The sequence below is a fragment of the Methylorubrum salsuginis genome (assembly GCF_900114375.1).
Classification (GTDB): Bacteria; Pseudomonadota; Alphaproteobacteria; order Rhizobiales; family Beijerinckiaceae; genus Methylobacterium; species Methylobacterium salsuginis.
In genome coordinates this window covers 1-26764 of the sequence record NZ_FOSV01000014.1, presented here as the reverse complement: position 1 = coordinate 26764, position 26764 = coordinate 1, and the positions used below count along the sequence as shown (strand labels likewise).

Annotated in this window: 27 protein-coding genes and 1 pseudogene; 16 read left to right on the top strand and 12 right to left on the bottom strand. The window is 70.1% G+C overall.

Features of this window, described 5'->3' with window-relative positions; translation table 11 throughout:
- The first annotated feature begins 214 nt into the window (after positions 1-214).
- The 5 genes from BM140_RS16295 (at position 215) to BM140_RS16275 (ending at position 4187) form a co-directional block, all read left to right on the top strand.
- Positions 215-808, top strand: coding sequence for a hypothetical protein (locus tag BM140_RS16295; protein ID WP_091948569.1), 594 nt, complete (start codon positions 215-217; stop codon positions 806-808).
- Positions 809-882: 74 nt separating this feature from the next.
- On the top strand, positions 883-1260 hold the full coding sequence (locus BM140_RS16290; RefSeq protein ID WP_091948566.1) for a restriction endonuclease: 378 nt from the start codon (positions 883-885) through the stop codon (positions 1258-1260).
- 105 nt (positions 1261-1365) lie between these two features.
- Positions 1366-2502 (top strand): acyltransferase family protein, encoded by a 1137-nt coding sequence (locus tag BM140_RS16285; RefSeq protein ID WP_091948562.1) that lies wholly within the window; start codon positions 1366-1368, stop codon positions 2500-2502.
- Between the two features lie 54 nt (positions 2503-2556).
- On the top strand, positions 2557-2772 hold the full coding sequence (locus BM140_RS16280; RefSeq protein ID WP_091948559.1) for a DUF3606 domain-containing protein: 216 nt from the start codon (positions 2557-2559) through the stop codon (positions 2770-2772).
- Between the two features lie 116 nt (positions 2773-2888).
- Complete coding sequence (locus BM140_RS16275) at positions 2889-4187, top strand: glycosyltransferase (RefSeq protein ID WP_091948557.1); 1299 nt, start codon at positions 2889-2891, stop codon at positions 4185-4187.
- Here BM140_RS16275 and BM140_RS16270 read toward each other — a convergent pair.
- The 3 genes from BM140_RS16270 to BM140_RS16265 all read right to left on the bottom strand — a co-directional run bounded on the left by BM140_RS16270 (position 4179) and on the right by BM140_RS16265 (position 6445).
- Complete coding sequence (locus BM140_RS16270; protein WP_091948554.1) at positions 4179-4670, bottom strand: hypothetical protein; 492 nt, start codon at positions 4668-4670, stop codon at positions 4179-4181. The two genes, BM140_RS16275 and BM140_RS16270, sit on opposite strands and share 9 nt — an antisense overlap.
- The gene (locus tag BM140_RS25465; RefSeq protein ID WP_131803861.1) at positions 4625-4912 is read right to left on the bottom strand and encodes a hypothetical protein; all 288 of its coding nucleotides are present in this window, start codon (positions 4910-4912) and stop codon (positions 4625-4627) included. Before BM140_RS25465 ends, BM140_RS16270 begins: the two co-directional genes overlap by 46 nt.
- A gap of 345 nt (positions 4913-5257) precedes the next feature.
- Complete coding sequence (locus BM140_RS16265) at positions 5258-6445, bottom strand: DUF2778 domain-containing protein (protein ID WP_091948551.1); 1188 nt, start codon at positions 6443-6445, stop codon at positions 5258-5260.
- A gap of 444 nt (positions 6446-6889) precedes the next feature.
- Here BM140_RS16265 and BM140_RS16260 point away from each other — a divergent pair, with 444 nt between their 5' ends.
- The gene (locus BM140_RS16260) at positions 6890-7159 is read left to right on the top strand and encodes a hypothetical protein (protein ID WP_091948548.1); all 270 of its coding nucleotides are present in this window, start codon (positions 6890-6892) and stop codon (positions 7157-7159) included.
- A 319-nt stretch (positions 7160-7478) separates the two neighbouring features.
- On the opposite strand, the gene BM140_RS16255 is transcribed toward BM140_RS16260, so the two are convergent.
- Entirely contained in the window at positions 7479-8120 is a 642-nt protein-coding gene (locus tag BM140_RS16255; RefSeq protein WP_342030029.1) for a hypothetical protein, read from the bottom strand.
- Between the two features lie 390 nt (positions 8121-8510).
- Here BM140_RS16255 and BM140_RS16250 point away from each other — a divergent pair, with 390 nt between their 5' ends.
- The 4 genes from BM140_RS16250 (at position 8511) to BM140_RS16235 (ending at position 11226) form a co-directional block, all read left to right on the top strand.
- The gene (locus tag BM140_RS16250) at positions 8511-8708 is read left to right on the top strand and encodes a CsbD family protein (protein ID WP_091948545.1); all 198 of its coding nucleotides are present in this window, start codon (positions 8511-8513) and stop codon (positions 8706-8708) included.
- 62 nt (positions 8709-8770) lie between these two features.
- A complete protein-coding gene (locus BM140_RS16245; RefSeq protein WP_091948542.1) occupies positions 8771-9289 on the top strand; it encodes a CsbD family protein in 519 nt (172 codons plus the stop codon).
- 226 nt (positions 9290-9515) lie between these two features.
- Positions 9516-9998 carry a YidB family protein gene (locus BM140_RS16240; protein ID WP_091948539.1) on the top strand — a complete coding sequence of 161 codons (483 nt, stop codon included), beginning with the start codon at positions 9516-9518 and terminating at the stop codon, positions 9996-9998.
- A gap of 76 nt (positions 9999-10074) precedes the next feature.
- Positions 10075-11226, top strand: coding sequence for a LysM peptidoglycan-binding domain-containing protein (locus tag BM140_RS16235; RefSeq protein ID WP_091948536.1), 1152 nt, complete (start codon positions 10075-10077; stop codon positions 11224-11226).
- Here the strand turns inward: BM140_RS16235 and BM140_RS16230 are convergent.
- On the bottom strand, positions 11192-11422 hold the full coding sequence (locus BM140_RS16230; protein WP_091948533.1) for a hypothetical protein: 231 nt from the start codon (positions 11420-11422) through the stop codon (positions 11192-11194). The genes BM140_RS16235 and BM140_RS16230 overlap by 35 nt on opposite strands.
- A gap of 170 nt (positions 11423-11592) precedes the next feature.
- Here BM140_RS16230 and BM140_RS25915 point away from each other — a divergent pair, with 170 nt between their 5' ends.
- Positions 11593-11766: a hypothetical protein gene (locus BM140_RS25915; RefSeq protein WP_165616478.1), complete on the top strand. Its 174-nt coding sequence runs from the start codon at positions 11593-11595 to the stop codon at positions 11764-11766.
- A gap of 106 nt (positions 11767-11872) precedes the next feature.
- On the opposite strand, the gene BM140_RS16225 is transcribed toward BM140_RS25915, so the two are convergent.
- Both BM140_RS16225 and BM140_RS16220 read right to left on the bottom strand, forming a co-directional pair.
- Positions 11873-15664, bottom strand: coding sequence for a PAS domain S-box protein (locus BM140_RS16225; protein WP_091948530.1), 3792 nt, complete (start codon positions 15662-15664; stop codon positions 11873-11875).
- Positions 15665-15789: 125 nt separating this feature from the next.
- Positions 15790-16821, bottom strand: coding sequence for a sensor histidine kinase (locus BM140_RS16220; protein ID WP_114436005.1), 1032 nt, complete (start codon positions 16819-16821; stop codon positions 15790-15792).
- Positions 16822-17406: 585 nt separating this feature from the next.
- Here BM140_RS16220 and BM140_RS16215 point away from each other — a divergent pair.
- Both BM140_RS16215 and BM140_RS16210 read left to right on the top strand, forming a co-directional pair.
- A complete protein-coding gene (locus BM140_RS16215; RefSeq protein ID WP_091948524.1) occupies positions 17407-18030 on the top strand; it encodes a response regulator transcription factor in 624 nt (207 codons plus the stop codon).
- A 256-nt stretch (positions 18031-18286) separates the two neighbouring features.
- On the top strand, positions 18287-19123 hold the full coding sequence (locus BM140_RS16210; protein WP_091948521.1) for a Crp/Fnr family transcriptional regulator: 837 nt from the start codon (positions 18287-18289) through the stop codon (positions 19121-19123).
- Between the two features lie 558 nt (positions 19124-19681).
- On the opposite strand, the gene BM140_RS16205 is transcribed toward BM140_RS16210, so the two are convergent.
- Together BM140_RS16205 and BM140_RS16200 are read right to left on the bottom strand one after the other, a co-directional pair.
- Complete coding sequence (locus BM140_RS16205; RefSeq protein WP_091948518.1) at positions 19682-20317, bottom strand: glycosyltransferase family 29 protein; 636 nt, start codon at positions 20315-20317, stop codon at positions 19682-19684.
- A gap of 181 nt (positions 20318-20498) precedes the next feature.
- Positions 20499-21464, bottom strand: a complete 966-nt coding sequence (locus BM140_RS16200) for an alginate O-acetyltransferase AlgX-related protein (protein WP_091948513.1) — start codon at positions 21462-21464, stop codon at positions 20499-20501.
- 318 nt (positions 21465-21782) lie between these two features.
- Here BM140_RS16200 and BM140_RS16195 point away from each other — a divergent pair, with 318 nt between their 5' ends.
- Both BM140_RS16195 and BM140_RS16190 read left to right on the top strand, forming a co-directional pair.
- Positions 21783-23354 carry a beta/alpha barrel domain-containing protein gene (locus BM140_RS16195; protein WP_165616477.1) on the top strand — a complete coding sequence of 524 codons (1572 nt, stop codon included), beginning with the start codon at positions 21783-21785 and terminating at the stop codon, positions 23352-23354.
- Between the two features lie 6 nt (positions 23355-23360).
- Entirely contained in the window at positions 23361-24035 is a 675-nt protein-coding gene (locus BM140_RS16190; protein ID WP_091948507.1) for an HAD family hydrolase, read from the top strand.
- Positions 24036-24604: 569 nt separating this feature from the next.
- On the opposite strand, the gene BM140_RS16185 is transcribed toward BM140_RS16190, so the two are convergent.
- From BM140_RS16185 to BM140_RS16175, 3 genes and pseudogenes are all read right to left on the bottom strand, one after another.
- The gene (locus tag BM140_RS16185; RefSeq protein WP_091948503.1) at positions 24605-24952 is read right to left on the bottom strand and encodes a DUF3325 domain-containing protein; all 348 of its coding nucleotides are present in this window, start codon (positions 24950-24952) and stop codon (positions 24605-24607) included.
- Between the two features lie 280 nt (positions 24953-25232).
- Positions 25233-25343: pseudogene (locus tag BM140_RS26325) on the bottom strand (PepSY domain-containing protein); the annotation flags it as partial.
- Positions 25340-25642: an iron transporter gene (locus BM140_RS16175; protein ID WP_091948500.1), complete on the bottom strand. Its 303-nt coding sequence runs from the start codon at positions 25640-25642 to the stop codon at positions 25340-25342. The gene BM140_RS16175 and the pseudogene BM140_RS26325, both read right to left, overlap by 4 nt.
- Before the next feature lie 860 nt (positions 25643-26502).
- Between BM140_RS16175 and BM140_RS16170 the strand changes: the two genes are divergently transcribed.
- Positions 26503-26764, top strand: a 262-nt coding sequence (locus BM140_RS16170; protein WP_131803859.1) for a helix-turn-helix domain-containing protein, incomplete at its 3' end; no start/stop codon positions are given.

Sequence of the window (26764 nt, the reverse complement as noted above, 5' to 3'; positions counted from 1 at the left end):
AACCGAGGGTTAAGCCCGTTTTAGGGCCGCCTTCCGTAAACTGCGTCGGCAACCATGGGGGTGGGGCATGACGACGACAGGTGCGGGTGGGACGGGGGCCGCCTCCGCGCGGGCGGCCAGCCAGAGGACGACGAACCCGGCGGCTGTCGGAGCGAAGACGGTCACTGGCCTGTCCTCCTCCGCATCCTCGCCCGCGCGCCCCGGAGCCGCAGCCGTGGTCGATCTGAGCGCCGCCGCGCGGCAGCAACTCGCCGGTCTCGTCGGCGGCGCCAAGGGGGGCACCAAGACCGAGCAGACGGCGGCCAGCGCCGGCATCCGCTCGTTCGACGAGATGGTGCAGGACCGCTCGCAGGCGCTCGCCGACCGGCTGAAGTCCGCCTTCACGAAGCTGGGCATTCCGCTCGACGAGCCGACCAAGCTGCAGCTCGACGAACTCGGCCAGGTGAAGACCGACAGCCCCTACAAGAAGAAGATCGAGAAGCTCTTCGCCGACGATCCCGAACTCGCCAAGGAGTTCAAGGACGTGGCCGGGCTCAACGCCATGAAGGCGGCGCAGAAGGCCCTGGAGGCGTTCGAGGCGGAGAAGCGGGCGGCCAAGGACGACGACGCGCGCGACGCCGCCTATGGTCGCTACACGGCGCGGATAATGACCTCGCAGGACTTGTCGGGAACGATGACCCTCGACGACGGCAAGCTCCGCTCGGCGAGCCGGGAATTCATGGACCGGTCGCTGGGCGAGGCTCCGGCGGCCCAAGCGAGCACGAAGGCGGAGCAGGTCACCGGTCAGCGCGTCTCCCGCACGGTCTGACCGTCCGGCATTTGGCCGCGGGCGGAAAGTTCTTGCGCCCGCGCCGTTCTCTCACGGCACGAGGAGAGACAGGCTTGGTAGGGCGGCGAATCCGGCGCTGGCGCGACGACGATCCCGAGACGCAGGGGCCTCGGCCCGAGGCCCTGCCGGTCTGCCCCCTCTGCGAGCGGCCGATCCCGCGCCACGCCCGCCAGAGCCTCCACCATCTCACGCCGAAGCTGAAGGGCGGCGCCCGCGGGGCGACGGTCCGGCTGCACCAGATCTGCCATTCGGCGATCCATGCCCGTTACAGCGAGGCCGAGATCGCCCGGCGGCTCGCCGAGGTCGAGGCATTGCGGGCCGATCCCGAGATCGCCCGCTTCCTCGAATGGGTCGCGACCAAGCCCGACGATTTTCACGCGCCGACGCGCCGGACCCGGGAACGGCGCGGCGAGGGCCGGGCGCGGCGGTAGCACCCGTTAACCGGTCCAAAAGCTTCTCCTGGGCCGTCGAGGCCGGGTTAACCGCCCGGTCCCAAGGTCGGGCTTCATCGCCCGGCTCAGGAGGCCCGGATTCCCATGGCTGGCGCCACGCAACCCCTTCGCCCGCATCCCGAGGAGGCGGCCCGCCTCGCCTGGGTCGATGTCGCCAAGGGCCTGTGCATCCTGCTCGTCGTGATGATGCACTCCACCCTCGGCACCGGCGAGGCGCTCGGCGGCGAGGGGGCCCTGCACACGGTCGTGGCCTTCGCCAAGCCGTTCCGCATCCCCGACTTCTTCCTGCTCTCCGGGCTTTTTCTCGGCCGCGTCATCGACCGCGACTGGCGCCTCTTCGCCGACCGGCGCGTGGTCCACTTCGCCTATTTCTACGTCCTGTGGGTGCTGATCCAATCGGTGTTCAAGGCCGGGCTCATCACCGCCGACGCGGTCGGCACGGGGGGCAAGCTCGTGGCCTTCGGCTGGCATCTCGCCGAAGCCGTGGTGGTGCCGTACTCGACGCTCTGGTTCGTCTACCTGCTCGCCGTGTTCTCGGTGGTGACCAAGCTCTTGCACCGCCGGGTGCCGCCGCTCGTCACCCTCGCGGTCGCCGCCCTGTTGCAGATGCTGCCGACCGCCGGCCTGCCGCTCCTCGTCGAGGAATTCTGCGGCCGCTACGTCTACTTCTTCGGTGGCTACCTCTTCGCCGAGTGGATCTTTCGGTTCGCCGACCGGGTGCGGGCGCGGGCCGGCCTCGCCCTCGTCGGCCTCGCTCTCTGGGCCGTGGTCGAGGCCGTGCTGGTCTTCACGCCGACGGGATGGCCCGCGCATCCCTCGATCGCCGGCCTTCCGGGGGTGAGCCTCGTCCTCGGCGCCGTCGGGGCGCTCGCCATCGTGGCGTTCGCCAACCTGATGACGCGGGCGGGTGGGCCGGTCACGGCGGCGCTTCGCGCCTGCGGCCAGCGCTCCATCGTGATCTATCTCGGCTTCTTCCTGCCGATGGCGCTGACCCGCACGCTGATCGCCAAATCCGGAATCGCCATCGATGTCGGGCTCGCCAGCCTGATCGTGACGGTCGTCGCCGTCACCGTGCCGCTGGCCTTCGAGCGGCTGGTGCGCGGCACGCGGCTGGAGGTCCTGTTCCGGCGCCCGACCGCCTTCCACCTCGTGCCGGAGCCGGCTCAGGCCCGGCGCGCCGCGCCCGCCGGCCTTCATCCGGAACCCGCGCCCGCCCCCTGACGGTTTCCTGAGCGAAGCCCGGATCGGCCGGGCGGCCAGGAAACGGTGGGACGCATGGCGGACGAGCGGAGCGGCGTGGACGGCGACCCGGGCGGGGACCCGACCGCGGTGGTCATGAGGGAGCCGCGCGACCGCGCCTATTGGGCGCGACGCTTCGAGGTGCCGGTGGAGCAGGTCCAGGCGGCGGTCGAGGCGGTCGGCCCCGATCCGGCGCAGGTGGCCGCCCATCTCGGCAAGCCCTGGCCCTACGAGGCCAGCGGCATCGTCTGAGGAGCGGCTTCGCCTCGTGCAAGACTGCGGAAAGCTCCAATTTATGTTAAAATTCGCTTGGCAGAGCACCGGCGCGGACCCATGCAGCGACGGTAAAGGCTCTCCGGGCGTCGAGCATGATCAGCGGCTTCGTTATCTCCTACAACCGCGCACGGCTGATCGAGACCTGCCTGCGGTCGGTTCGCTTCGTCGACGAACTGATCGTCCTCGACATGTCCTCGACCGACGGAACGACCGAGATCGCCCGCCGCTTCGCCGACCGGGTCATCACGGTGCCGCTCGCGACCCATCCGGAAGGGGTCCGCGCCTTGGCTGCAGCCGAGTGCCGGGGTGACTTCGTCGTTTTCCTCGACGACGATGAGTGCCTGAGCCCGGAGGCGATCACCTTCCTGGCGCGGGAGGGGCGCGACCCGAGCGCGGATGTCTACCGCCTGCCCTGCCGCCACCACATCCTCGGGCGCCACGACGAGCGGGCATATTACTGGCCACAGCGGCACGTCCGCGCCTTCCGCCGCGGCGGCCTCGAATTCGTCCCCACGGTCCATGCCGGCCTGCGCATCTTGAGCGACCGTGTGTGCGATCCATCCTTCGATGCGCGCATCTGCTTCCACAACATCTCCCACGCCGATACCGGCCAGTGGGTGGAGAAGATGAACCGCTACACCAGCGTCCCTGATCGCAACAGTTCGCGCCACGCGGTGGCGATGAGCAGCCCCCTGCACTTCGCCAAGTCCCACATCGCCGCCTACGCAGGCCGGGTGCCGGAAGGGGGCGATCCCTATCTCGAAGCCGTCGCGGTGCTGCGGGCAGTCTACGATATCGTCGATGCTATCAAGCTCTGGGAGGAACGTCAGGCGGAGACCGGCATGGAGCGTTTCGCTGGGTTCTGCCGCGACATGGGCGCGCGCTACGATGCCCTTGAGAGCGCCTCCGGGCTCGTGACCGGATCCGAGGCCGGGTGCGGCAGTCGCCTGCAGTTGCTGCCGGGCGAGGTGATCGCACTGAACGCGCCGCATGCCGCTCTCGCGTTGATCGAGGGCTGGGGGCGGCGGGAGGGCTGGGGGCGCTGGACGCTTGGGCCGCGGGCCGATCTCGACCTGTGCCTTGCGGCCCGTGACGACGGCGGCGATGTCGATCTCGTCGTGGCAGCTCGCCCCTACTTCGCCTTGGATCAGGCGGAGGCGACCGTGACGGCACGGCTCGGCGACGGCACGCAGGCCGAATGGCGCTACCGCGCCGACGAGACCGGCCCCGTCTCGAGGCGCATACGGGTGAGGGCGGCGTATCTGGCGGCCGAGCCGGTGATCAGGCTCGTTCTAGAGGTTCCCGGCTACCGCCGCCCCGTGCCCGCCGAAACGGGGGATCCGCGCCGATTCGGCCTTGGTGTCAGCTGGATCGGCGCCGAGTCAGCCTAGTATTCTGTCACGCCTCCATTGTCGGGTAGGTTTGCGGAGCTTGATGCGGGCGTCCTCCGTGGTGAAGCGCCAGTCGGCGTCGACACCCCGGGCGTTGCGGCGCTGCTGCCAGGCGGCGGCGACCACGCGCTGCCCGGAGAGCGGCGCGAAGGCGAGGAGCAGGTTGGCGGTGCCGTGGCGGACATATTCGCTGTCGTAGCGCGCCGATCGTCCGCGCCGGACGGGCCGGGGCGGACGCACCTCACCGATCAACTGCAGGCTGGTCTCGTCCAGGCAGACCAGCGGACGGCACGGGTCGGCGGGTCGCTGGTAGACGTCCAGCCCATCCTCCATGTGGCTCACGAACGCCGCCGATTGCTCGGGCGGGATGCACCACATCTTGCGAAGGTGCGGCTTGAGCCGGTTTTTTTCCGACGTCCGCCGGATGGTCTCCGGACTCAGGCGAGGCGGTCCTTCCAGCGCGACGCGTTCGTCGGCCAGCAATCGCAGGCTCCAGCGTCCGCGGCCCTGCGGCGGGGTCGAGCAGGCCAGTGCGACCAGCCGCGCCTCGCCTGCCTCGTCCGCTTGCGTGGACAGATGCGGCCCGACGTCTTGCGGTGCAGCGCCGCTTCAAGGCCCTCCTCGACGAAGCGGCGGCGCACGCGCACATGCACCGGCACGGCGTGCGCCGCCTGCGCGTCGGTCCAGCCAAAGCCGCCCTCAGTGGCATCACTCAGGAGCAGCATCCACGCATAGCCCAGCGCGCGGCGCGCCGCGGCCCTGCCTCAAGAGATCAGACGATCCAGATCGGCCCGCTCCTCAGCCATGAATGTCACACGGTCGCGCTTGCGCACAACGGCCTCGTGATCCCGAGAGATAGGAGGCTTGCGCCAACAAGCCCATACTGCAAGCGGGACAGTGCCCTGAAGCGCATTGCAGCGAAGTGGATGCCGGTTCGTAGGAATGCACGGTAAAACAGAGAGATAGAGCTGCCGGCCGGCGGCAATCAGGTTGGATAGGGTTCTAGCTTCGTGCGCTGCAACGGCATGGTCCGAACTCCGGTTCTCACCGCTCGGACCGATGACGGACGCTCAATTCCCGTCTGCGGCCGAGGCCGAGCGGCGGGTGCCGCGGCGGCTGGCGAAGATGCCCGGTGCGGTGCCCGGCACGACGACGATGCGCCGGACCTCGCCGCGCAGATAGGCCCGCAGGAAGCGGTCGTACTGCTTGAACACGACGCAGCCGTTCGAGGCGCCGCTCGGGCCCAGCATGTAGGTGTGGGCCAGGATGCCGTCGCGGCCGTGGATCGCCGCCGAGCCGCCAACCGGGCTGAGGCGGATCGCCCGCACGCCGTGGAACAGCGCCTCGCGCTCGCGCAGGTCGTAGACGCCGGGCGGCGTCGCGCCGCGCATGCGCAGGTGGACGTAGTCGGGATTGTCCTGCGCGACGCCCAGGCCCGAATGGGCCTCCAGCACCTCGCCGCCCGGCAGGGTCACGGTCGCCGCGCTGATGTCGTAGACCGCGACGCCGGGCTCGGCCACCGGTCCCGGGACGAGGCGGCGGCGGGCGGCCGATTCCGCCGCTCCGCTCTCCAGCCCGGCATAGGCCATCGCGGTGCCCGACGGGGATGAGGACGGCGCGGAATCGCCGCCGAACAGCTTCTCGAAGAACGAGCGATTGTCGGTGACGGCGGCGCTGAACACCTGCCGGGTCGATTCCCGCGCCTGCCGGCTCGTGCCGCGCGGGATCGGCGTGGCGAGGCGGGCGATCTGCTCCCGCGGCTCGTAGCGGAACTCGGCCGGGCGGCGCACCGGCAGCGGCACGGTGAGCGCGAGGCGGGCCGGGCGCGCCGCCGGCGCGGGCGCCGCGGCCTCGGCAGGGGGGGCGATCTCGGGCGCGATCTCGGCGACGGTCGCGGGCGCGAGCGCGGCGGTCTGCTGCGCGGGCTCTGCCGATGCCGGCCGCCGGAAGGCGGTGTCGAGGGAGGCGGACAAAGTGGCCATGCGCGGCGCGAAGCCGGGCGCCTCGAAGGTGGGGTTGGGATCGAGCATCCAGGCGAGGTCGGCGGCAGGCGGCGCCCCGCTCGCCTCGGGGATCTCGGCGGCGGCCAGGACCGGCGCGGCGGCCTCGACCGGAGCGGGCGCCTCGCCCTGCCGCAGAAGGCCGGCCAGAGCGAGACCGCTCAGCGCGGTGACGGCGAGGACCGCGACGCCGGGCCGGCGCCGGGGGCGGCGGACGGGCCGGGCGGACTGGCCCTGGACGAGCGCGGCGATGTCCATGCGGGGTACTCGGCAACGCGGGGGTCCCACACGGCCGCCCGCCCTCTCCCGCGGTCGAGCGGGGGAGGCCCGGGAGGGCTTCGCCGTTAGGAAAGGATCAACCTTAAGCCTTCGTCATTGAACGGGATTTTGGTTAATGGCCCCTAAAAGCCCGGCGGTTTTCGCCCGACCCGCGGCGCGGCGCGCCGCCTCCCGTCGAGGGCCGTCATGCGGGCCGATGCGCCAGCGCGTTGGCCCGCCTCGGCTTTTCTTCAAAGACCGTCGGTCCCGTTCTGCAGCCGCGGCCCTCGCCGAATGTTGCAAGGTGGCCTTCAGAGTTTCATCCGCTTCATCATGTGCGGCCAGACACGTCACGCCGGTCAAGCCATCCCCATATTGGATTCACGCAAGACGATGAGGTGCCGGATCGGCCGGCGCCACTGCGTAAGGAGTTTGAGGATCATCATGAAGACCCGTGTTGCCGCCGTCGCCGCCGCGATTGTTCTCGGCGTTGCTGCTCCGGCCTCGTCCGCTCTGGCGTTCGACTACGGTGTCCCGGCGGGACGCTACGCGTCGACCCTGCCGCATGACGTGACGACGACGGGCTCGATCACCGCCTCCGACGGTCGCCTCTACGACCGCTGCCCGATGAGCTCGGCGGCCGAGGGCAACGCCAACCAGCAGCACTTCCCGACCAAGCAGTACGGTCAGGTCTCGGGCGGCTACCGCTGCTAACCGACGCTCGGACCGTGGCGCGAACAGTGGACAGTCACATGTTGAAGGCGTTTTCCTACGCCATGATCGGCGTCTTCGCCTGCGGCGTGGCGATGACCGTGGTGGGCTCGGCCAACGTGCTGCTCGGCTCGTAACGGCCGGGCGCACCCTGAAGCATCGGCGCGCAAGCCGGTGCGACGGGATGATCGACGTTTCGAACGGCGGGGCGCGAGTCCCGCCGTTTTCGTGCGTGACGTCTTATCACCAAGCTGCACGGACGCCCGCCGCCCCGCCGTCGCGGGGGCAATCGGCGATGTGTCAGGATCGTCGCCGATTGGGATCACGCCCCTCGGTCGCGCTCGGCGGGTGCCGCCTCGTCCCATTCGCGATCCCGCTCCCGCAGCAAAGCGGCGCGGTCGCGCTCGGCCCTGTCCGCCGGGACGGTCTCGTCCGCCGCTGCCGGGACGGCGCGCGGTGGGCCGTCCGGCCGCAGCGCCAGGGTCAGTGCCGCGACGATCCGGTCGAGATCGGCTCCGGTGAGCCCGAGATCCGGCCCGCATTCGATACGCCGCCATGCGGCGAGGTCGGCGGCTGTCGCGCCGGCGCGGCCGAGGCTTTCGCGCAAGGCGGCGTCGAGGGGAAGGTCGGCGACCGGCACGGCCCGGAGGCGGTCGCGGCGGCGGCGGTCGGTCGCGTCCCCGTCGTGGAACGCCCGCGCCCCCGGAAGCAGACGGCCGAGTTCGCCGAGCAGATGCGCCCGGATCGCCTCGACCCGTAGCGGGCCGATCTTGCGCACCGCCGTGAGGTCGGCGGGCGAGGCGAGCGCCAGCATCGCCATGTCGGCAAAGCCGGCCTTGCGCAGACGCGCCCGGAGCGAGGCCGTCAGCAGCCCACGACCGAAGCCGCCGGCCGCGAGGCGCTCGACCGCCCCGTCGGGCAGGTCGTCGAACAGCGGCAGGCCCGCGCCGGCCTCGTCGAACAAGGTGCGTCGAGGGTTCGGCAGAGGTTTGGACGGGGGCTTCGGCATGCGTGTCGGGACCGGCGAGCCGGGCCAATCGGACGCCGTGCCGTTCGACCATATCAGGAATGTGATCCCGAAGAACCAAGACTTCTGCGGAACCGGTTTGCGCACAACCCGTTTGTGCCCCGCTGCCGAAAGGGCGGCGGGCGACACGAAAGGGCTCGAACCGTGACCGCGCGCATCGGGTCGGGCCCAATGTCCGAAGCGTTTCGCTCCCTGCGAGATCGATTTCCCGTCGCGTTGAGCAGGGTGATCCGATCGATATACTAGTGCATTTCGATCATTGAACTCCGAGTCCGGCCCCTCATCTCACCGGTGCTCCAGGATCTTCTCGAACGAAACGGAGTGCTCATGGCCGAAGACAGGAGTGCGGCATCCGCCGAACAGCTCAAGGGCTCGATCAAGGAAGCCCTCGGCAAGCTCACCGGCGACGCCGCGATCGAAGCCGAGGGACGGCGGCAGAAGCGCGAGGCCCGCAACGCCGAGGCCGAAGGGGACGGCGACCCCGAGCCGGGCGGTCCCGAGGGCGGCGGCCCGACGCGCGACTGACGCGACGTCGAGGGACGCGAAGCTCCACCCCAACCCATCATCCGCGACACGAGGAGAACGACATGGTCGATACGAACCGGATCACCGGCGCCGCCAGGGAACTGGGCGGCAAGCTTCAGGGCGCGGTGGGCGACCTCACCGGATCGAAGCGGGATTCGGTCGAGGGCCGCGCCCGCGAAGTCGGCGGCAGGGCCGAGAGCCTCTACGGCCAAGCCAAGGACGATGTCCGGGACACGGTTCGTGACGCGGCCGGGCAGGTGGCCGACACCGCCCGCGACATCGGCGGCCGGATTCGCGACGCCGTGGACGGGATCGCCGATTCCGACGACGTCGAGGCCCGCGTCCGCCGCGCCCAGGGTGCCACCGAGGAGCCGTTCGACCGCGCCCGCCGCTCCGTACGGCGTACGGCCGACGACGCCTCCGCCCTCGCCGAGGACGCCTACGGGCGCGGGGCCCGTGCCCTGCGCCGGAGCGAGGGCGGGTTGAGCGGCCGCGTCGCCACCTATCCCCTCGCGTCCCTTCTGGTCGCCGGCGCCGTCGGCCTCTGCATCGGCCTGCTCGTCAGCGCCGAGCGGGACTGAGCGTTCCTTGATCGCCCCCAAAATCGGAGATTCTCGATGATCCGCAAGCTTCTCACCGTGTTCGTGCTGCCGAAGGTGATCGCCCTCGTCACCCGCCGCCTCACCGGGCGGACCACCACGCCCCCGCGCCGGGGCTACTGACCCGAACCCGGCGCGCGGCCTGTTGTCGTGCCGCGCGCCGTCCCCATCACGGCGTTGCGCCGATCCACCGAGGAAGGGACGAGACATGAGCAAGGGATATCCCTCAATGACGGCCCTGCTGGGCCTGCTCGCGGTGGCGGGCTACCAGAACCGGGACAAGATCGCCGAGTGGCTCGGCACGCCCGCGCGCGACACCCGGGGCACGAGCCTGCCGCCGACGGCGCACACCGCCGCTCCGGTGACCGGGTCGTCGATACCGTCCAACCTGGAGCGGGTGCTCGGCGGCGTCGGCACGGCCGGGGTCGGCGGCCTGATCGCCAGCGGGCTGTCCGAACTCGTCGAGCATTTCACCAAGGGCGGCCACGGCGAGACGGCCAATTCCTGGGTGAACCAGGGCGCCAACCGGACCATCGCCGAGGGGGACCTCGAGCGCGCCATCGGGCCGCAGACGCTCGACCACCTCGCGCAGCAGACCGGCCTCAGCCGCTCCGAGATCGTCGCGCGGCTGTCGCGCGAGCTGCCCTCGGCCATCGACCGCTACGCGACCGACGGTCGCCGCTTCGCCTGACATCGCGCCATCCCGGGGCCGCCGCACCGAGGCGGCGGCCCCGCCCCCTTCCACGACAGCGAGGGACCGACACGGCATGAGGACCGGTCTGCGTCGCATCCGCGTCACGGCTTTGCGCGGTGCGCTCGTCGGCCTCGGGGTCGTCGCGGTCCTGTTCGGCCGGCGCCCGGAGGCGCGCGCGGCAACGGGGGCGGTCGCGGATGCCGAGGTGCCGAGCCCGCTGCCGTCCCCGTTGCCATCGACCGCGGTCGCGCCCGCCCTCCCATCGACCCCGCCGCCCGCCTCCCGGATGGCGTATCCGGGACGGGGCGCGATCGCGGCCGGGCTGGTCGGCCTGTTGCTTCTTGCAGGCATGGCCGCCGGCATCTTGCTCGGTGACCCCGGCCTCCCGGCGAGCCGCGGCCCGCTCCTCGGGCCGGAATCCCCCGCAACCGGCGGCACGCCGCTGGCCGCGCTCTCGTCCCCCGATCCGTCCCCCGATCCGTCCCCCGATCCGGTGCCGTCGCCGCGCGCCGACGCGACGACCGCGGTCCCGTCGCCGCCGGATCGCCCGCCCCAGGAACGTCCGCCCGAGGATCGTCCGCCCCAGGAGGCCCCCGCCAAGGCCGGAGCCGCGCTTTCCGACCCGCCGGAGCGCCGGGCGCCATCCGGCGCGGAGGACGCGGACAGGGCGGCGGATCGGCCGACGCCGCCCGGCACCTCCGAGACGGGAGCGGCGGCAGGGAGCCGAGCCGGCGGCGAAATGCCGAGCGAGGCCCCCGCGGAATCGTCGAACCCGCCCGGTGGACAGCGCTTGGCGGACGGGTCCGGCCCCGAGGCCGGGCGCCCGTCCGTGCCGGCGGAAGGCCGCGACGACGCAGCCGACCGCACGGCGCCGCGCGAACCGCCGGACGATCCGCGGCAACCCGCCAGCACCGGAAGCCTGGCCGCCCGGGCTCCGGCCCGGATCCCGGCCGACTCCGGGAGCGCGGTCTCCGGAGCCGCGTCGGTCTTCATTGTGCGGGGCGATAGCCTCTGGTCGATCAGCCGGCGCCGCTACGGCCGGGGCGGGCGCTACACTCTGATCCACGACGCCAACCGGGATCGGGTCCGCGACCCGGATCTCATCTATCCCGGACAGATCCTCGTGCTGCCGCCGCGCGACCGGAGGGGCGACGGACGGAGGACGGTGTCCTTGGTCTCGGGCCGAAGCCCTATCCGTTCAGGCTTTTCCACAGCAGGACGATGATGGCGAAGCCGAGGACGTTGTAGGCGAGCGCCCAGGCCAGGAAGATCCGCAGGGCGCGGTTGGGCCGTAAGGGCCCGGCCTCGCTGCTCCGGGGCCGGGACGCCGCGCGCGCCGGCAGCGCCCGAGGCGCCGGATCGGACAGGAACCGGGTCAGAGATTCCGGCAGCGGACGCGGGGGGACACCGTCATCGGGCATCGCGACAGCCTGAGTGCCCTCCGCCGACGATGCAATGCCCAGGCGACGACCCGGCCCGTCTTTTGCAACGCCTTGCTTCCGTGTCGCAGGTCTCTGCTGGCGCCCGCTGCAGAAACGGCCTATCCTCGCCGTCCGTCGCATCGGGGGCCACGCGATCGAGGAGCCTCTCCATGCGTGCTCTCAACGTCTTCCTGGCAGCCTTCGCCCTCGCCACGGGCGCGTTCTGGTTCACGATGCTGTCGAGCCCGCCCCGGACGGTGGCGGCGCCCCGGGCGATCGCCGACAGCTGGCAGCCGAAGCCGAAAGCGCCGCCGATCGCCGACGATTACGACGCGGACTTCTGAGCGGAGAACTACCGCCGCGCCCTCGCCGCGCCTGCCGTCGAGGAGGCCGGCATCGGCGGTCTCGTGCCGGACGGCGTCGCTCCGCTGAGTAAGCGGCCCGGCGACCTCAGGCCGGCTCGGTGTGGAGCCGCCTCCGCAGCTCCGTGCGGATCTCGGCCGCGAGGTGCCGGACACGCTCGAGCGCCGTCTCGAAGGCGGCCATCCCCTCCGTGGCGAGGCGCACCTCCTCGAACTCCTCGAGGATCCGGCAGGCGGCCGTCATCGCCGAGAAGCCCATGACGCCCGCCGCCGAGCCGACGGCGTGGGCGTCGAACCGGATCTGCCGCCGCCCCTCGGGCGTCCCCGCCGCCGCCGTGAAGGCGCGCTCAAGATCATCGTCGAGGACGCGCAGCACGCGGTCGAGCCGCTCGGGCCCGAGGCGACGGGCCATGTCGTCGTATCGCGCGGCGTCGAAGCCGGGTCCGGGCGCGTCCGTCGGCGCGTCCCCCGACTCGTCCCCGGGCAGCCATCGGCCGACGAGCGCGACCAGCGCCTCCGGATCGAACGGCTTGCCGACATGCTCGTCCATGCCGGCCTCGCGGCAGCGGCGGACCTGTTCCGGCAACACGCCCGCCGACATGCCGATGACAGGAATCTCGCCGGCTTCCCCCGGCAGCGCCCGGATCGCCCGGGTGGCCGAGAGACCGTCCATGCCCGGCATCTGGACGTCCATCAGCACGAGATCGACATCGCCGTCGGCGACCGCCCGGACGGCGGTCTCGCCGTCGCCCGCCACCGTCACGGCATGGCCCGCGCGTTCGAGGACCGTCCGGGCGAGTTCCCGGTTCACGAAGTTGTCGTCGACCACGAGAAGCCGCCCGGCCCGATCGTTCGCCCGGCCTGCGGGCGGCGGCGCCGCGACCGGCGCGGCGCGCGGCAGCCGCAGGGTGAACCAGAAGGTCGAGCCGACCCCTGGCGTGCTCTCGACCCCGATCTCGCCGCCCATCATTTCGACGAGCGCCTTGCTGATCGCGAGCCCGAGGCCGGTGCCGCCGTACTCGCGCTCCACCGAGCCGTCGACCTGGCTGAAGCGCTTGAACAGCCGGTCGCGCTTGTCCCGGGGGATGCCGATGCCGGTATCCCGTACGCCGAAAGACAGGCCCTCGCCGCCCTCGATCGGGTCGTCGTCGCGCCGGATCGACAGCGTCACCGCGCCGGCCTGGGTGAACTTCACCGCGTTGTTGAGCAGGTTGAGCAGCACCTGCCGCAGCCGGGCCTCGTCGCCGAGCAGGGGCTCGGGCAGGTCGGGGGCGGTCTCCAGGCGCAGGGCCAGGCCCTTGGGCTCGGCCAAGACCGCGACGAGGGCGAGGCATTGGGCGGCGAGCGCCGCGGGCGAGAACGGGTGCGGGCTCAGGGTGACCGCGCCGGCCTCGATCCGGGAGATGTCGAGGATGTCGTTGACGACCGTCAGCAGCGCCGCGCCGGCCGAGCGGACCAGCTCGGCCTGGCGCCGCTCCGCCGGCCCCAGCCGCCCCCCGTCGAGCATGAGGCCGGTATAGCCCAGGATCGCGTTGAGGGGCGTGCGGATCTCGTGGCTCATCGCGGCGAGGAACTCGCCCTTGGCCCGGTTGGCGCGCTCCGCCTCCCGGCGCGCCTCCACGAGGGCGTGTTCGGCTTCCTTGCGGGCGGTCACGTCGAGCGTCAGGCCGATCACGCGCCCGGTCCCGGCGGCGTGCCCCGGCTCGACGCGGCCGATGGCGGTCAGCCAGCGGGTCCGCCCGTCGGCCAGGGGGACGCGGAACTCGGTGGTGTAGCTCCCGCCCGTCTCGATCGCCGCGTTCAGGTCGGCGAGCACCTGCGCGGCGTCGTCGGGATGCGCCAGCGGGCGCCATCCCGCCGCGACATCGAGGTCGGTCTCGGCATCGGGCAGGCCGTGCTGGCGGGCGCATTCCGCCGACAGCCGCACGCGGCCGGTGGCGATGTCGTAGCTCCACGTGCCGGCATTGGCCGCCCGCATCTCGGCGGCGTGGCGGTCGCGCTCGCTCAGGTCCAGGGCGATGCCGAGATAGCCGAGCCGGCCGCCGACTTCGGAGCGCATCTCGCTCACGCTCAGCAGCACCGGCAGGCGCCGTCCGTCCTTGGTCCGGTAGATCCACTCGTCGACGGTGGGCCGGCCCTGGCGGGCGGGCGCCAGGAAGGTGTCGGGCCCCGGCTCGATCCGCTCGCCGAGTTCGGCCGAGAGGCGGCGCGCCCGCTCGCCGATCTGGGCCTCGTCGTGGAACAGCATCGGCGTCGCCCGCCCGACCACCTCGGAGGCGGCGTAGCCCAGCATGCGCTCGGCGGCCGGGTTGAACACGGTGATGCGCCCGTCGGGATCGGTCGCGATGATGGCGTAGCCCGCGTGCTCGAGGATGGCCGACCGGATGGCGGACGCCGCCCGCAGGGCCTGGGTTCGCTCGGCCACCTGCCGCTCCAGGCTGGCGTTGAGGGCCTGGATGCGCGCCTCGTGGGCGATGCGCTCGCCGACATCGCGCATCACCGTGGCGGCCCCGACGATGACGCCCCCCGGCCCACGGATCGGCGAGACGCCGAGGAGGACGTGGACCGTCGTGCCGTCCCGCCGCCGCCGCAGCGTCGCGCGCGAGGGCACCGGCTCGCCGCGGGCGACGGCGGCGAGCATCTGCTCCTCCTCCGCCCGCAGATGCGGCGGGACGATCAGGTCGACGACCTTGCGCCCCACCGCCTCGGCGGCGGGATAGCCGAACAGGCGCTCGGCGGCCGGGTTCCAGTCGGTGATCGTCCCGTCCTGCGCCTTGCCGAGGATGGCGTCCTCGGCGTTCTCGACGATGGCCGCGAGGCGGGCGCTCTGCACCGCCGCCAGGATGTCGCGGCGGCGTCCCCTCAGATGGAGATGGGTGAGCCCGGCCCCGAGCAGACCCAGCAGCAGCACGACCCCGCCCGCCACCAGCGGCGCCGGACGCGAGAAATCCCGCACGAAGGCCGGCCGGGCGCGCAGGGCGATCGCCCAATCCCGGTCGAAGACCGCGAGACGGCGCGAGGTGGCCGGGAGGGCGTCCGCCGGCCGGCTCATCCCCGGGGTCGCGTAGAAGCGCTGGGTCTGGCCGGGCGAACGGTCCTCGATGGCGAAGTCGAGGTCGTTCGCGTCGAGATCGAGACCGGCCAGCACCTCGTCGATCACGAGCGGCGCGTAGGACCAGCCGACGGTCGCCGCCCGGCGCTCGTCCGGGGTCGCATGCGGCCGATCCGGGGCGAAGACCGGCAGGAAGGCCAGGAAGCCGCGCTCGACCTCGCCGGGAGCCTGCACCAGGGTGACCGGGCCGGTCATCGCCGCCGCCCCCGTCTCCATCGCCCGGAGCGCCGCGTCGCGCCGCGCCGGCTCCGAGGCCACGTCGAGGCCGATCGCCTCCCGGTTTCGTGCGAGCGGCTCGACGTAGCGGATCACGAAGCGTTCGCCGTCATGGGCGGCGAGCTGGCGGATGGCGAAGCCGCGGGTTTCCGCGCGTGCCGCCTGCAGGAAGGCGTCCTCGGCCCGCACGGGGACGCGGCGGATGAAGCCGAAGCCGCGGGCGCCGGGAAACTCCCGATCGAAGTCGCGGCTGCGGGCGTAGCGCTCGAACGCCGCACCGGTGAGCCCGGCCTCGCCGATGGCGGCGACCACGCCGCGCGCACCGCGCAGGCCGTATTCGTAGAGGGCGAACCGGTCCTGCACCCGCGTGGCCAGGCGGCTCGCCGCGGTCTCGAACCGCTCGGCGGCGACGCCCTCGTTGCGTTGACGCACCCAGCCGGCGGCGGCCAGGGCGAGGACCAGGCCGAGCAGGGCGAGCGCGGCGACCGTCGGCCCCGGCCTTGCAAGCCTCCCCCTCGAGCCGACCGCGATGCGCTCCCGAGGCTCCGACATCGCAACTCGCACTCATCCACTCGGAGCCGGTCGCGCGGCCCGCATCGTCACGAACTTAAGGGCAATCACGGTTCCTTTGGAATCGGCCCAAGGTCGACCGCCCCGGGTTCCGGCGCCCCGGCCGGTCAGGCCGGAAACCTCACCCGGAGGATCGTCCGGCCGTCCTGCGCGTCCAGCGTGAGGCTTCCGTCCAGCTGGGAGACCAGGGCGCGGAGCAAGCGCGTTCCCATCCCGGTGCCGCGGGGCGATGCCTGACCGGCCAGCCCGATGCCGTCGTCGGCGATGGACAGGACCAGGGTGGCCGGATCGTCCGCGTCCCGGGCGAACCGGATCTCGATGTGCCCTCCGCGCCCGCCCGGGAAGGCGTGCTTGAGGGCGTTGGTCACCCCCTCGTTGAGGATGAGGCCGACGAGGACGGCCCGTCCGCGCGGCAGGCCGGCCTCCTCCGCCCGAAGGTCGAGGGCGATGCGGCGCAGGCCGAGATGCGCCTCGCACAGTTCCCGGTGGAACTCTTCGAGGAACGGCGCCATCGCCACCGGCGCGTCGTTCGCGGGCTCGGCGCCCAGCCGCCGGTAGATGCAGCCGAACAGGCGAAGCCGGCCCGACATGTCGGAGAGGACCGTCCGCGCCTCGGGCTCCCGGACCGAGGCGGCCAGGAGCGTGGCCGTGGCCTGCAACGCCGCCAAGTCGTTGCGGATGCGATGCTCGAGTTCCACCAGCAGGGTGGTGCGGTCGTCGCAGGCCCGCGCCAGGGCGTCGGCGCTTTCGCCCGAAAGCAGCCGGCCCGTGCGGTGGTGACCGACGAGGCCGACGACGACGGACGCCGCCAGGGCGGTCGCGGCGAAGACGAGCAGATCCATCTCCCGCTCCGCGTCCGGCTGGTTCAAGGCGGATGCGGCGAGCGCCATCGCGCTCAAGGCGCCCGTGAGCCCGCAGATTCCGGCGGCCGTCCCGTAGCGCGAGGCGACGGCGGCGGCGAAGGCCGGCAGGAGCGCGAGGATCACCGGCAGCGGGTCGGCGACGAGGATGCCGGCACCGACGACAAGGAGAGCGGCCGACCCCAGCGCCGTCGGCGGGCCGCCGCGCGAGGGGCCGGGCCACCGGGGCAGCCAGCGGCCGCGTCCCGGCCGTCCCGGGCCGGCCGCCTCCATGGTCATCGGCTCGGCCTCCCAAGACGGCGGAATCGCTCGCGTGTCGTCCCGGCGCGGGATGGGGCGCGTCCGCCGACGCTGTCGCGGCGCCCGGGTGGCTTTCATCGCCGCATCGGCCCAGGACGGGCCCCCGGTCCTCGCCGACGCACCGGATGTCGGGCGAAGACGCTTCAGGTCAAAATCGAAGCACGGCCCCAGGCTCCATCGACTCAGGACTCTCGTCCCCTGCGCTGATGTCATGCGCTCGAACCATGGCTCCGGCCTGCCGCTTCGGCGAGCATGAACCCTCCGACGTCCCGGCGCCATAAGGGGTTGCCCGTACGCGGTTTCCGGCCACGGGCCGGCGGCCTCGCTCGGTCCCCCCGCCCGGCCGCGCGGATCGACGCCCCCCGGCGGCCGACATCGGATATCGGCCGTAAGGTGGATACCGGGCGTCGGAGCGATGCGGCACAAGAAGCCGGAGCATCGGCCCGAAAGGTGGGAACCGGCTTTCGGAAGCAGCCGATGCGGTACAGGAGGCCGGAACATCGGCCCGGAAGGCGGGAACCGGCTTTCGGAAGAAGCCGATGCGGCACGGAGAGCCGGGCGTCGATGGGGGAGGGCAATGTGGATCCCAGGTGGATCGTACACCTTGTCGATGACAGCGCGGCCATGCGGGCGACCGCCGCCGCCGTCCTGGAAGCGGCCGGCTTCGTGGTTCGTGAGCACGCCACCGCGGCGGGGCTCCTGGCCGAGCCCGCCCTTCCGCAGGCGGACTGCATCCTGACCGATCTGCGCATGCCCCGCATCGACGGCCTCGAATTGCTGGTCCGCCTCCGATCCGCCGGATCGACCGTGCCGGTGGTGGTGATGACCGGCCACGGCGAGGTCTCGATGGCCGTGCGGGCGATGAAGCTCGGCGCCTGCGACTTCATCGAGAAGCCGTTTCCCCCCGAAACCCTGATTCAGGCGATGCGCTCGGCCGTGCGCGAGGCCGGGACCCCGTCGAACGCCTCGCGGCGGGCGCTGGCAGCGGAACGGCTGGCGCGCCTGACGGATCGGGAGCGACAGGTGCTCGAACGCATCCTGGCGGGTCGGACCCATCGCGAGACCGGAGAGGCGCTCGGCATCAGCCCCCGCACGGTCGAGGTGTTCCGCGCGCGGATCATGGCGAAGACCCAATGCGAGACCCTGCAGGATCTGGTCCGGACCGGCCTCGAAGCGGGACTGGGCTGAAACGCCCGCCTCGCCGCCCGTCCGGCTCCGGCGACGTACGGGCCGGCCCGTACGGGCGCATCCGAATTACGGCCGAGGTGCCGCCCTGCGATAACGGCGCTCCGGCGCGTGCGCGCCGGCCACGCCGCCGCACCGTCATGCAGGCCCGGAGAGGCGGAATCCGCCCGCTCCGCCGCCCTCATCATCCGCCGCCGATCGAGCCTCGGGGCCCGCTCCGCCCCGACGCTCCCACCTCGAGAGGAGGGAGAGACGCGTCATGACGATGTCCGGCCCCGCTCCGGCCGCCGCTCCGCGCGCTCATCCCCCGTCGAACCTGACCGTCCTGACCGCGCGCCGTACGCGCTTGCCGACGTTTCCGTTCGGACGGGAGCGGGACGCCGTGGGCCGGGAGGGACTGGCCCGCCACCTCTCGCCCGCCCTCCACCTCAAGGCGAATGCCGAGCTGCCGCCGACAGCGGGCGCCGGCCTCCTGACCGTGCTGCACGGCTTGATCGCGCGCTACGCCCTGTCGCGCAACGGCAAGCGGCGCATCGTCGGCCTGCTGGCGGCCGGGGACGTTTGCTGCGACCGGGCGTTCTGCGAGCCGGAGGCGGACGGCTTCGTGGCGTTGACGGATTGCGTCGTCGCCGGCCTGCCCGTCGCGGACGCCTACCGGCTCGTGCAGGAATGTCCGACCGTCGGGTGGGCGATCTGGCGGGTCGGGGCGCGCTCGTCCGGCATCTACACGGAATGGCTCCGCACCCAGTCGCTGCCGGGGGAGAACCGCTTGGCCCATCGCCTCTGCGAGGTGATGAGCCGGACCGCCTGCGCCCAAAGCCTGACGGGCGTCCTCGTTCCCCGATTCCGTCTGGAGAGCTGGGCCGACATGACGGCCTTGACCGCCGTCCATGTCAGCCGCTGCCTCACGGCGATGGCGGGGACCGGACTCATCGCCCTGGAGACCCGTTCGATCCGCATCCCCGAGCCTGCGGCGCTCGCGGCCTATGCCGAATTCGACCTCACCTATCTGTGGCCGAACGCCCCCCTTCCGGCGGACGAATTGGGACGGGCGATCGCCCAGGGACATCCGGAACTCGGCACGCCGTTCGATTGACGAATGCCGGGCGTGGCCGCCATCGCTCCGAGGCAGGCTCATGAGCTCGGCTTCGTCCTATGTCGGTCGCCTCGTCCGCCCATTCCCGCCAGGTCTCGACGCCGACATGGACACGCTTCCCGGGCAACGGCTTCGAATGGCCGGCTCGGCACGAACCGTCGCTCTCCTGATGCCTTGAGCGCTGCCGCTCTGAGTGGATCGGATGAGAGAATCGCGGCGAACCGCGCATCACGGCGAGCGGTGGCGCACAGCGGCGCGAACGCCGAGACGATCCCAGCAGCAGGGGGCCGCCAAGAGCGGCTCGGAATGGCTCTCGGGGTACGGCTCAAGGCTACCTGTCGAACCTCCTTCGCTCTCCGATCGGACCACCCTCGAAGCGGCAAAGTCGAGGGTTGGGGCTGGCCCTGTGACGCCCGCAATGTTTTCGCTTCCGTTCGGCGTGTGCGGTCTGGCGTATGAGGTGCTGATGTCGAGGAGGCATTCCCATGACTCGCAGCAGCCCTCATCGTGCCGCATCAGATGGGCATCCCAAGGGTCATCTTCGACATCGGTCAGTCATCATCGAATGTCTATGTAATTGCGGGCCTGCAGATCGTGAAGCAACCCGAATTCAAACTCCATCGGACAGTGTGACTGCCAGTTATCGACGACTTTCTGGAAAACTCTGCCATCGTTGTAATAGTGCTCCAGTCCGGTGACGCGTAGGTCGGTTTCAAAGCCAAACAAAGTAATTTTACTTTTCCCAAACAGCGGGGCAAGCAGGGAGGTAATCACAATCCCTGTTCTTGGGGGCTTGGCTGGGATCTCGGCAATCGAAACGAATTTTGAAAGTGTCGGTAATGCTGAATTGATAATTTTAGAATAGTCGTCGATATAGACAGAATCTCCATCATGCCCAAGTTCGTCGAGTACGATCTTGTTGGCGCGGCGCGTCACCAGTAGGGAGGGTTCGCGGAGGTCTGTGAAAAATTTTCTATACCGCTCTTTGATGGGGATGCCGACAAAACGGATATCCGTCTTTGCGCCGCAATGCTTCTCAAAGCCAACGCTGCGCCCATCGTTGATCCGAATGACCGTGCTGTGCGCATCGATCAAGGCTCCGTCTTCCCGCTCCAGAATCTTCGGAGCGTTGCCAACGATCGCTATCGAATCCGAGCTTCCCTTCTCGATGATCCAGTCGCTCAGTACGCTCATATCGTCCTAACACCTATGCTGGCGTGCCCAGGGATCGATCGCCGGTGATTGGGCCTCGAAGCTTCCGGAGTGGCAAGCTTCGAATTCGGTCTGGCCGAGATATCGCCTGACGCAGTGTAATCCGATCAAATGGAGATTCGATCGGCGATGGCTCTGCGGACGAAAGTGCCAGAAAGGGCGTTCACGCCGCTTCGAGATCACGGATCAGACCCTTGTACAAGGTGCCACGACCGGCCAGAACGGCTCCGAGCGCCTTTGCATCCGCGCTCTGATAGTCGGTCGGCCGCCCGTGCATGGGAGCCATGAGCAGCATCGGCGGTGCGTTCGCGTCACTCTCGACGTGACCGAGATAGCGCTCGACGTTCTCTGACACAATATAGTCTGGCTGCGCGCCTAGGACGATCTCGCGGTGATAGTACGGCGTTCTACAGAACAGTACGTCCTTGAAAAACACCGTCAGCAGAGGCAGCGTTTGGGCAAGAAACGAGTCGCCAAAAATCACCAGCCGGCCTTCCGCAAGCGGATGGCCGCTGACGCAAAGAATGACTTGGCCCTGAGTGCCCTTCGAGACGCGGTTGCTGAACCGATGAATTTTCCAGTTCGGCTTGAACAGATCGGTCGGTTCGGTGCGAGGGGGCGTGAAACGCCCACCCAGGTCCCCGACGATCTCGGCTTCGGCCGGACGGATGCGAGAGCGCAGCAACCCGCAGCGCTTCTCGATGCGGCCCTCCGGTAGGCCGAGCGCCTGCATCAACTCCTCGACGATGGCGATCCGTCCGTGAAGTGTCCAGTGCGTGTCGGTACGACCGTAAGCGGGAATGGGAGCCAGCGCCTGCAAGCGCTCGACCGGGAACAGGAACGGCGTCTCGGTTCGTTGGCGGTAGAGGTCGCCGATGATGCGAATGTCTGCGAGCGGGAACTTGTTCCGATAGACACTGTGCTTGTCAGGAGCAACAAGATGGGCGTAGCACGCGCCTGATTCGGTCGCGAGCTGTTTACGGGTTCGCAAATTACTGTCGAAGGCCTCAAAGGACGCTTCTGAGACGGAGCGTTTGCCGGTGATATATTCGAGCACGTGATGGCCGTCGGCCAGGAAGAGCTCGCCGTCCGCACCGAGGACGACGCCATGCTGTACTTCTATGGCCATGCTTTCCGACACCCGCTTCGAACGAACGTTCCCGCTCAAGGAGCGCGATTGGGCTTCTAAGCGATTTGATCTCGAAAATCTTTAGGAATTTAGGCTTATAAGCCGGCGGTATGCCGAAGTCGTTCCCCGTCGAGAGTCGCCTCCCTGGACGGCACGGATGCCGATGGTGCGCGCGTCGTTTCGGGGTGCCGACGCGATCTCGGGAGAAATGTCTTTGCGCTAGAGGGCCGATCATGGGCCGAGTGGGCATAAAATAGCCGGATTTCGATGGCCTCGGTGAACGGAAGTTCATGCAGTTGTAAAGGCACAGGAACCGCCATGGCTTTCGAGATTCTAGACTGCACGCTGCGCGACGGTGGCTACTACACCAGCTGGGATTTCGACGACGCTTTGGTGCAGACCTATCTCTACGAAGTCGCAAAGCTTCCGATCAACACGCTCGAAGTCGGCTATTGCAACCATCCTGCCGCCGGCTACCGTGGCGAGTGGTGCTACTTGGGCAAGGAGCGCCTGGCCTGGGCGCGCGAAATCCTGCGGCCCGATCAAGAACTTGGCATCATGCTCGATGCTAAAGACTGCACGCCGGAGCGGCTGCCCGAGTTGCTCGGCCATCTCGTGGGCACTGTCGATATCGTTCGCATGGCGGTCGCGCCCAAAGAATTCGCCCACGGCGTCTCGCTCGCGCGTGCCTTGAAGCAACTCGGTTTCAAGGTCGGCTTCAACACGATGTACCTCTCTACCTATTCCGAGGATCTGCGCGAGTTCCGCCCACTCCTCGAGGGCTACGATGTCATCGACGTGCTTGCCGTGGTCGATAGCTACGGCGGCTGCGTGCCAACGCAAGTGGCACGTCAGATCACCGCCGTCCGAGAAATGTTCCCCGGTAAGCCGATCGGCTTCCATGGCCACGACAACACCTGCCTTGCGTTCGCCAACTCCCTCGCGGCGCTCGAAGCCGGAGCCTTCGGCCTTGATGCGACCTTCGTCGGCATGGGCCGCGGCGCAGGCAACACGCGCACCGAAATGCTCCTCGTCGAGAAGGCGCGTTCAGGCGTAGAGGTCGACTTCGACGCGGTCGCGAGCATCGTCCAACAGTTTGAAACCCTGCGAGACACTTTCAAGTGGGGCTCGAACCTCGCCTATATGCTTTCGGGTGCAGCCAATCTTCCGCAGAAGGACGTGATGGACTGGCTCGGCAAGAGCCGATACTCGCCGGTCTCGGTCGTGCGGGCTCTGAAAAACCAGAGCAACGCTCTCCTCGACGATCAGGCGTTTCCTGCCTTGAGCACCGGCGGCCTGCCCGGCGAGGGGGGCGACACGGTCCTCATCATCGGTGGTGGCGGCAGCGTCACGCGCCACATCGACGCCATCCGCCGTTTCGCCCGGGCCGGCGGCGTCTGCGTCGTGCACGCCAACACGCAGCATCTCGACCTCGTCGGCACCTTCGGGGGCCGCGAACTCGTCTGCCTTCCGGGCCACGCCGCCGTGCACCTGCCGGACAGCGCCGATGGCGGTGCGGTCGCAGGTTTCGTCGTGCCGAAGCCGCCGCGTTTCCATGGCACCGTGCCGACTTCCCTGAAGAGCCCCGTATTCCAGGCCGCACCTTATCCCCCGAGTGAGGGGGGTGGTCTCGGGCCTGTCTCCGATATCGGTCCCCTCGCCCTGGCCTTCGGAGCGGCGCGGGCTGTCTCCGCTCGAAAAATCTTCCTGGTTGGGTTCGACGGGTATGCCCATGCGAGCGTCGCCCAGCAGGAACTCGCCACTGAAATTCAGGCGACCATCAACCGCATGCGCGCGGAGCCTGATGTGAGCGTGGCGAGTCTGACCCCGACGCTTTACGATGTCGCGACGCGCTCGATCTACGCGGAAGCTCAAGCGCTCGAAGTTTGATCGAGCATGTCGCGCCTGGATTGCTACGCCGTCGTGGTCTTCGATTGTGACGGCGTGCTTCTCGACTCGAATGACCTGAAGACGGCCTTGTTCCGGGAGGTGCTGGCGAGCCACGGCTTTCCGCCTGCGGAAATTGAGGCCTTCTCGGCATTCCAGAGCACGAATTTCGGCCTGTCGCGCTATCGCCTGTTCCAGGCTGCGCTCGACGGCCGCTTCGGGGCAATCCGGCCGGTCCCGATCGAGACGCTGCTCGCGGATTTCGGCCGACGCTGCAAGAATGGGTATCTCACGCAACCTGAGACCCCTGGACTGGAGGCGGCGCTCGTCCGCGCTCGGCAGGGCGGGCGTACCCTCTATGTCGTCTCGGGAAGCGACGAGGCCGAGTTGTGTGACGTCTTGGGTGCGCGCGGCCTTGCCGGCCACTTCTCGGCGATCTACGGCTCACCCGCCACCAAGGCCGACAACCTGGCACGCATCCGGGCGCATCGCCGCGCATCGGGTGGTTCCGACGGCGAAAGAATCCTCTTTGTCGGTGACGCATTTGCCGATCTTCAGGCGGCGCGCGAGTCCGAAGCCGACTTCCTGTTCATGGCTCGTTTCTCGACGGTCCGCCCTGCACTCGAGGCTGAGGCGCGCGCCGCCGGTTGCGGCGTGATCGAGGATTTGCGCGAACTCGCCTGAGCGGCGCCGTCACCTGCAGGAAGATTCGAGATCGAGGCGGACTCAGACTCCGACGTCAACGACTGCACCGACGGAATGTCTCCGTTCCCCGGCGCCGCCCGGAGGCGTGCGATACGGGTCGAAGGGGCGGAGATCGATCTGCGTTGCGGTATCGACCAGAGCGCCGACCTGATCGAGAATTGCCGCAGCCCGCCGCTTCAGCAGTTCGCCTAGTCAATAGTAGCTTTCAGAACGCCATGTCACGCCGAGGCGCCATGGATCGGGTTCCGCGCTCGGCGACGAGGGCCTGCAGCCGTGCGCGAGATTTGGCTCGACGAGGGCATAGCCCTGTTCTTCGTCGAGATCCGCTGGCAGGCCGATGCCGAAGGACCGCGAGGTCGCCGTCCGCTCGATGAGTCGATGCGTGGAGCAGCAACCCGCCCCGCTTCGTGTTCGAGCGGGTCGAGCGTCACGTGCGGCGGCTTGCCCGCCGCGCTACAGGCGTTCCCCATGGCCGGGGGCCTATGGCTGCTACGTTGACGGCCCCCCGAATCTATCGGCTCCGTTCCCCGCCCGCACGGGAGCCGTCGTCAGGCGAGCCGCTGAAGCAGGCCCGCCGTCATCGCCAGACCGAAGGCGGCGGCGGCGGCCCAGCCGATGGAGCGGGGGCGGTAGGAGACGAGCAGGACGAGGGCGAGGCCGGCGCCGGTCAGGGTGCCGATCCATTGAACCGGTCCGAAGTCCCACCCCTCCGCCTCGCCGGCGATCAGCAGGCACAGGCCGAGGCCGGTCCAGCCGAGGGCCCGCAGCAGGACGATCCGCGACCGGCCCGGCTTCGATCGGAGGATGTCCTTGTGATGCCGGTCCAGGCTGAGGCAGAGCGCCGAGAGCGCGGCGAAGCTCAAGCCCAGATTGAGCAGGAGGATGGACAGCGTCATGCCCGCTCCCCCGGCAGCCGGGAGCGGTCCTCGGGCCCGACGGTGCGGCTCTGCCGCGGCGCTGCGGGCGCGTGAGCCGAGACCTTGCGGGCCGCGACCGCGAACAGCGCGGCGAGCGCCAGCATCGCCCCGTCGAACCAGAGGAACACGGCCGCGCCCGAGCCCCACCGACGCAGGGGATGCCCCCCGATCGTCGCCACGTCCGCGGCGGCGACGGCGAGGCAGAGCACGGCGACGAGGGCCAGCCCCTCGCTCCAGGCCTGGCGGTGCGGCCGGGCGAGCGGGAGTAGCTCGCCGTGCCGGTGACGAAGATCGAGAACAGCACCCAGCCGACCACGAGGCCGGACCACGTGTGCAGCCACGCCATCGACTGGCGGAAGCTGTTCTTCATGGCGCACCTCGCATCGCCAGCCAGAGCAGGGCGCCGAGCACCAGGGCCGCGCCCGCGACCGTCGCGCTCGCCCGCCGGAGCGAGCGCATCGCGAACACGAGGATGGCGACCGCGGGCATCAGGAGGAAGCTGACGAGCGTCGCGGCAGCCACCGCCTCGGACCGCGCCAACGGCAGCGTGAGCGACAGGAGCGCGGCGGCGAGTGCCGCGAGCCCGTAGCCGCCGCCCGCCGTCAGCACGACGCGGCCGGCGACGGAGAGCCGCCCGCGCAGAGTGATCGATCCGCCTCGCGCCGCCATCGGGCTAGCGGTCCGTCTCGCCCGCCCGCGCGAACCGCCCGTGTTCGGGCCGGTGGCGGTTGCGGGGGCGCGAAGCGGCGGTGTGGGCATCCCGGAACGGGAGCGCCGTGGGATGGTCGCCGTGCCGGCGCGATGGGCCCGCGAGCCGACGCCGATCATTCGGCCGGCCCGCATCGACGGCCCCGGTCCGGTCGCCGAGCCGGCCCAGGCGGACGTGTCGTGACGTCGCCCCCTCGCGCAGGTTCATACCAAGCCGCACGGAGCCGGATCGATGGTCCTGTTGCGTGCGTCCGGCGGGCGCCCGCCGCCCCGCCGTCGCGGGGGCAATCGACGATGCGTCAGGATCATCGCCGATTGGTCTCGGTCCCTCGGCCTGCACTCCGGCCCTTCCGCACGTCCTGTCGTCCAAGTGCCGCCGCCCGCATCCCGATCGCCGACGGCCCCTCGCGTCGTGACCGTTCTCCTGCAGGTGCACCGGTGAAGTTGCAAGACTGGTGCAGTTGTTCGGATCGTTTGAAAAAGACCCAATCCGGATCGCCCGGAAAGACAAGTAACTGTCGGATCGAGTGAAAACGGAGAGGGCCGACAGTCGAAATCTGGAATAATTTAAGAAATGAGCACAATGTGCGCGGTTGTTGCCTCCGCGCGACAGGAGGACTTGGCCCGCCACGCGGTGCGATCCCGATCGGCGATGATCCTGACGCATCGTCGATTGCCCCCGCGACGGCGGGGCGGCGGGCGTCCGCCGAACGCATAGAGCAGGACCATCAGTCCGGTTCCGTGCCACTTGGTATACCGCGACTTCGGAAGGAATCCGTTTTTAGGTTTTCGCGCGCGGGTTTTGCGTGATCCCTTCAGGAATGGCAGGGCTGATTCTGTCTCCTGACGATCGCGGGCATTTCCTGGCGCTGATGCGGCGCCAGCTCAACAGTGCCGTGCATCGGCGCCTGAACGTGCTTCTGCTCCTCGACGACGGCTGGACGCCGGCCCGGATCGCCGCGGCGCTGTATCTCGACGAGAGCTCGGTGGCGGAACACCGCACCCTCTACTCTGAGCGCGGCCGGGCCGGCGTCGAGAGCTTGGCCTACCCGGGACGGGTGTCGCGCCTGTCGGCCGCTCAGC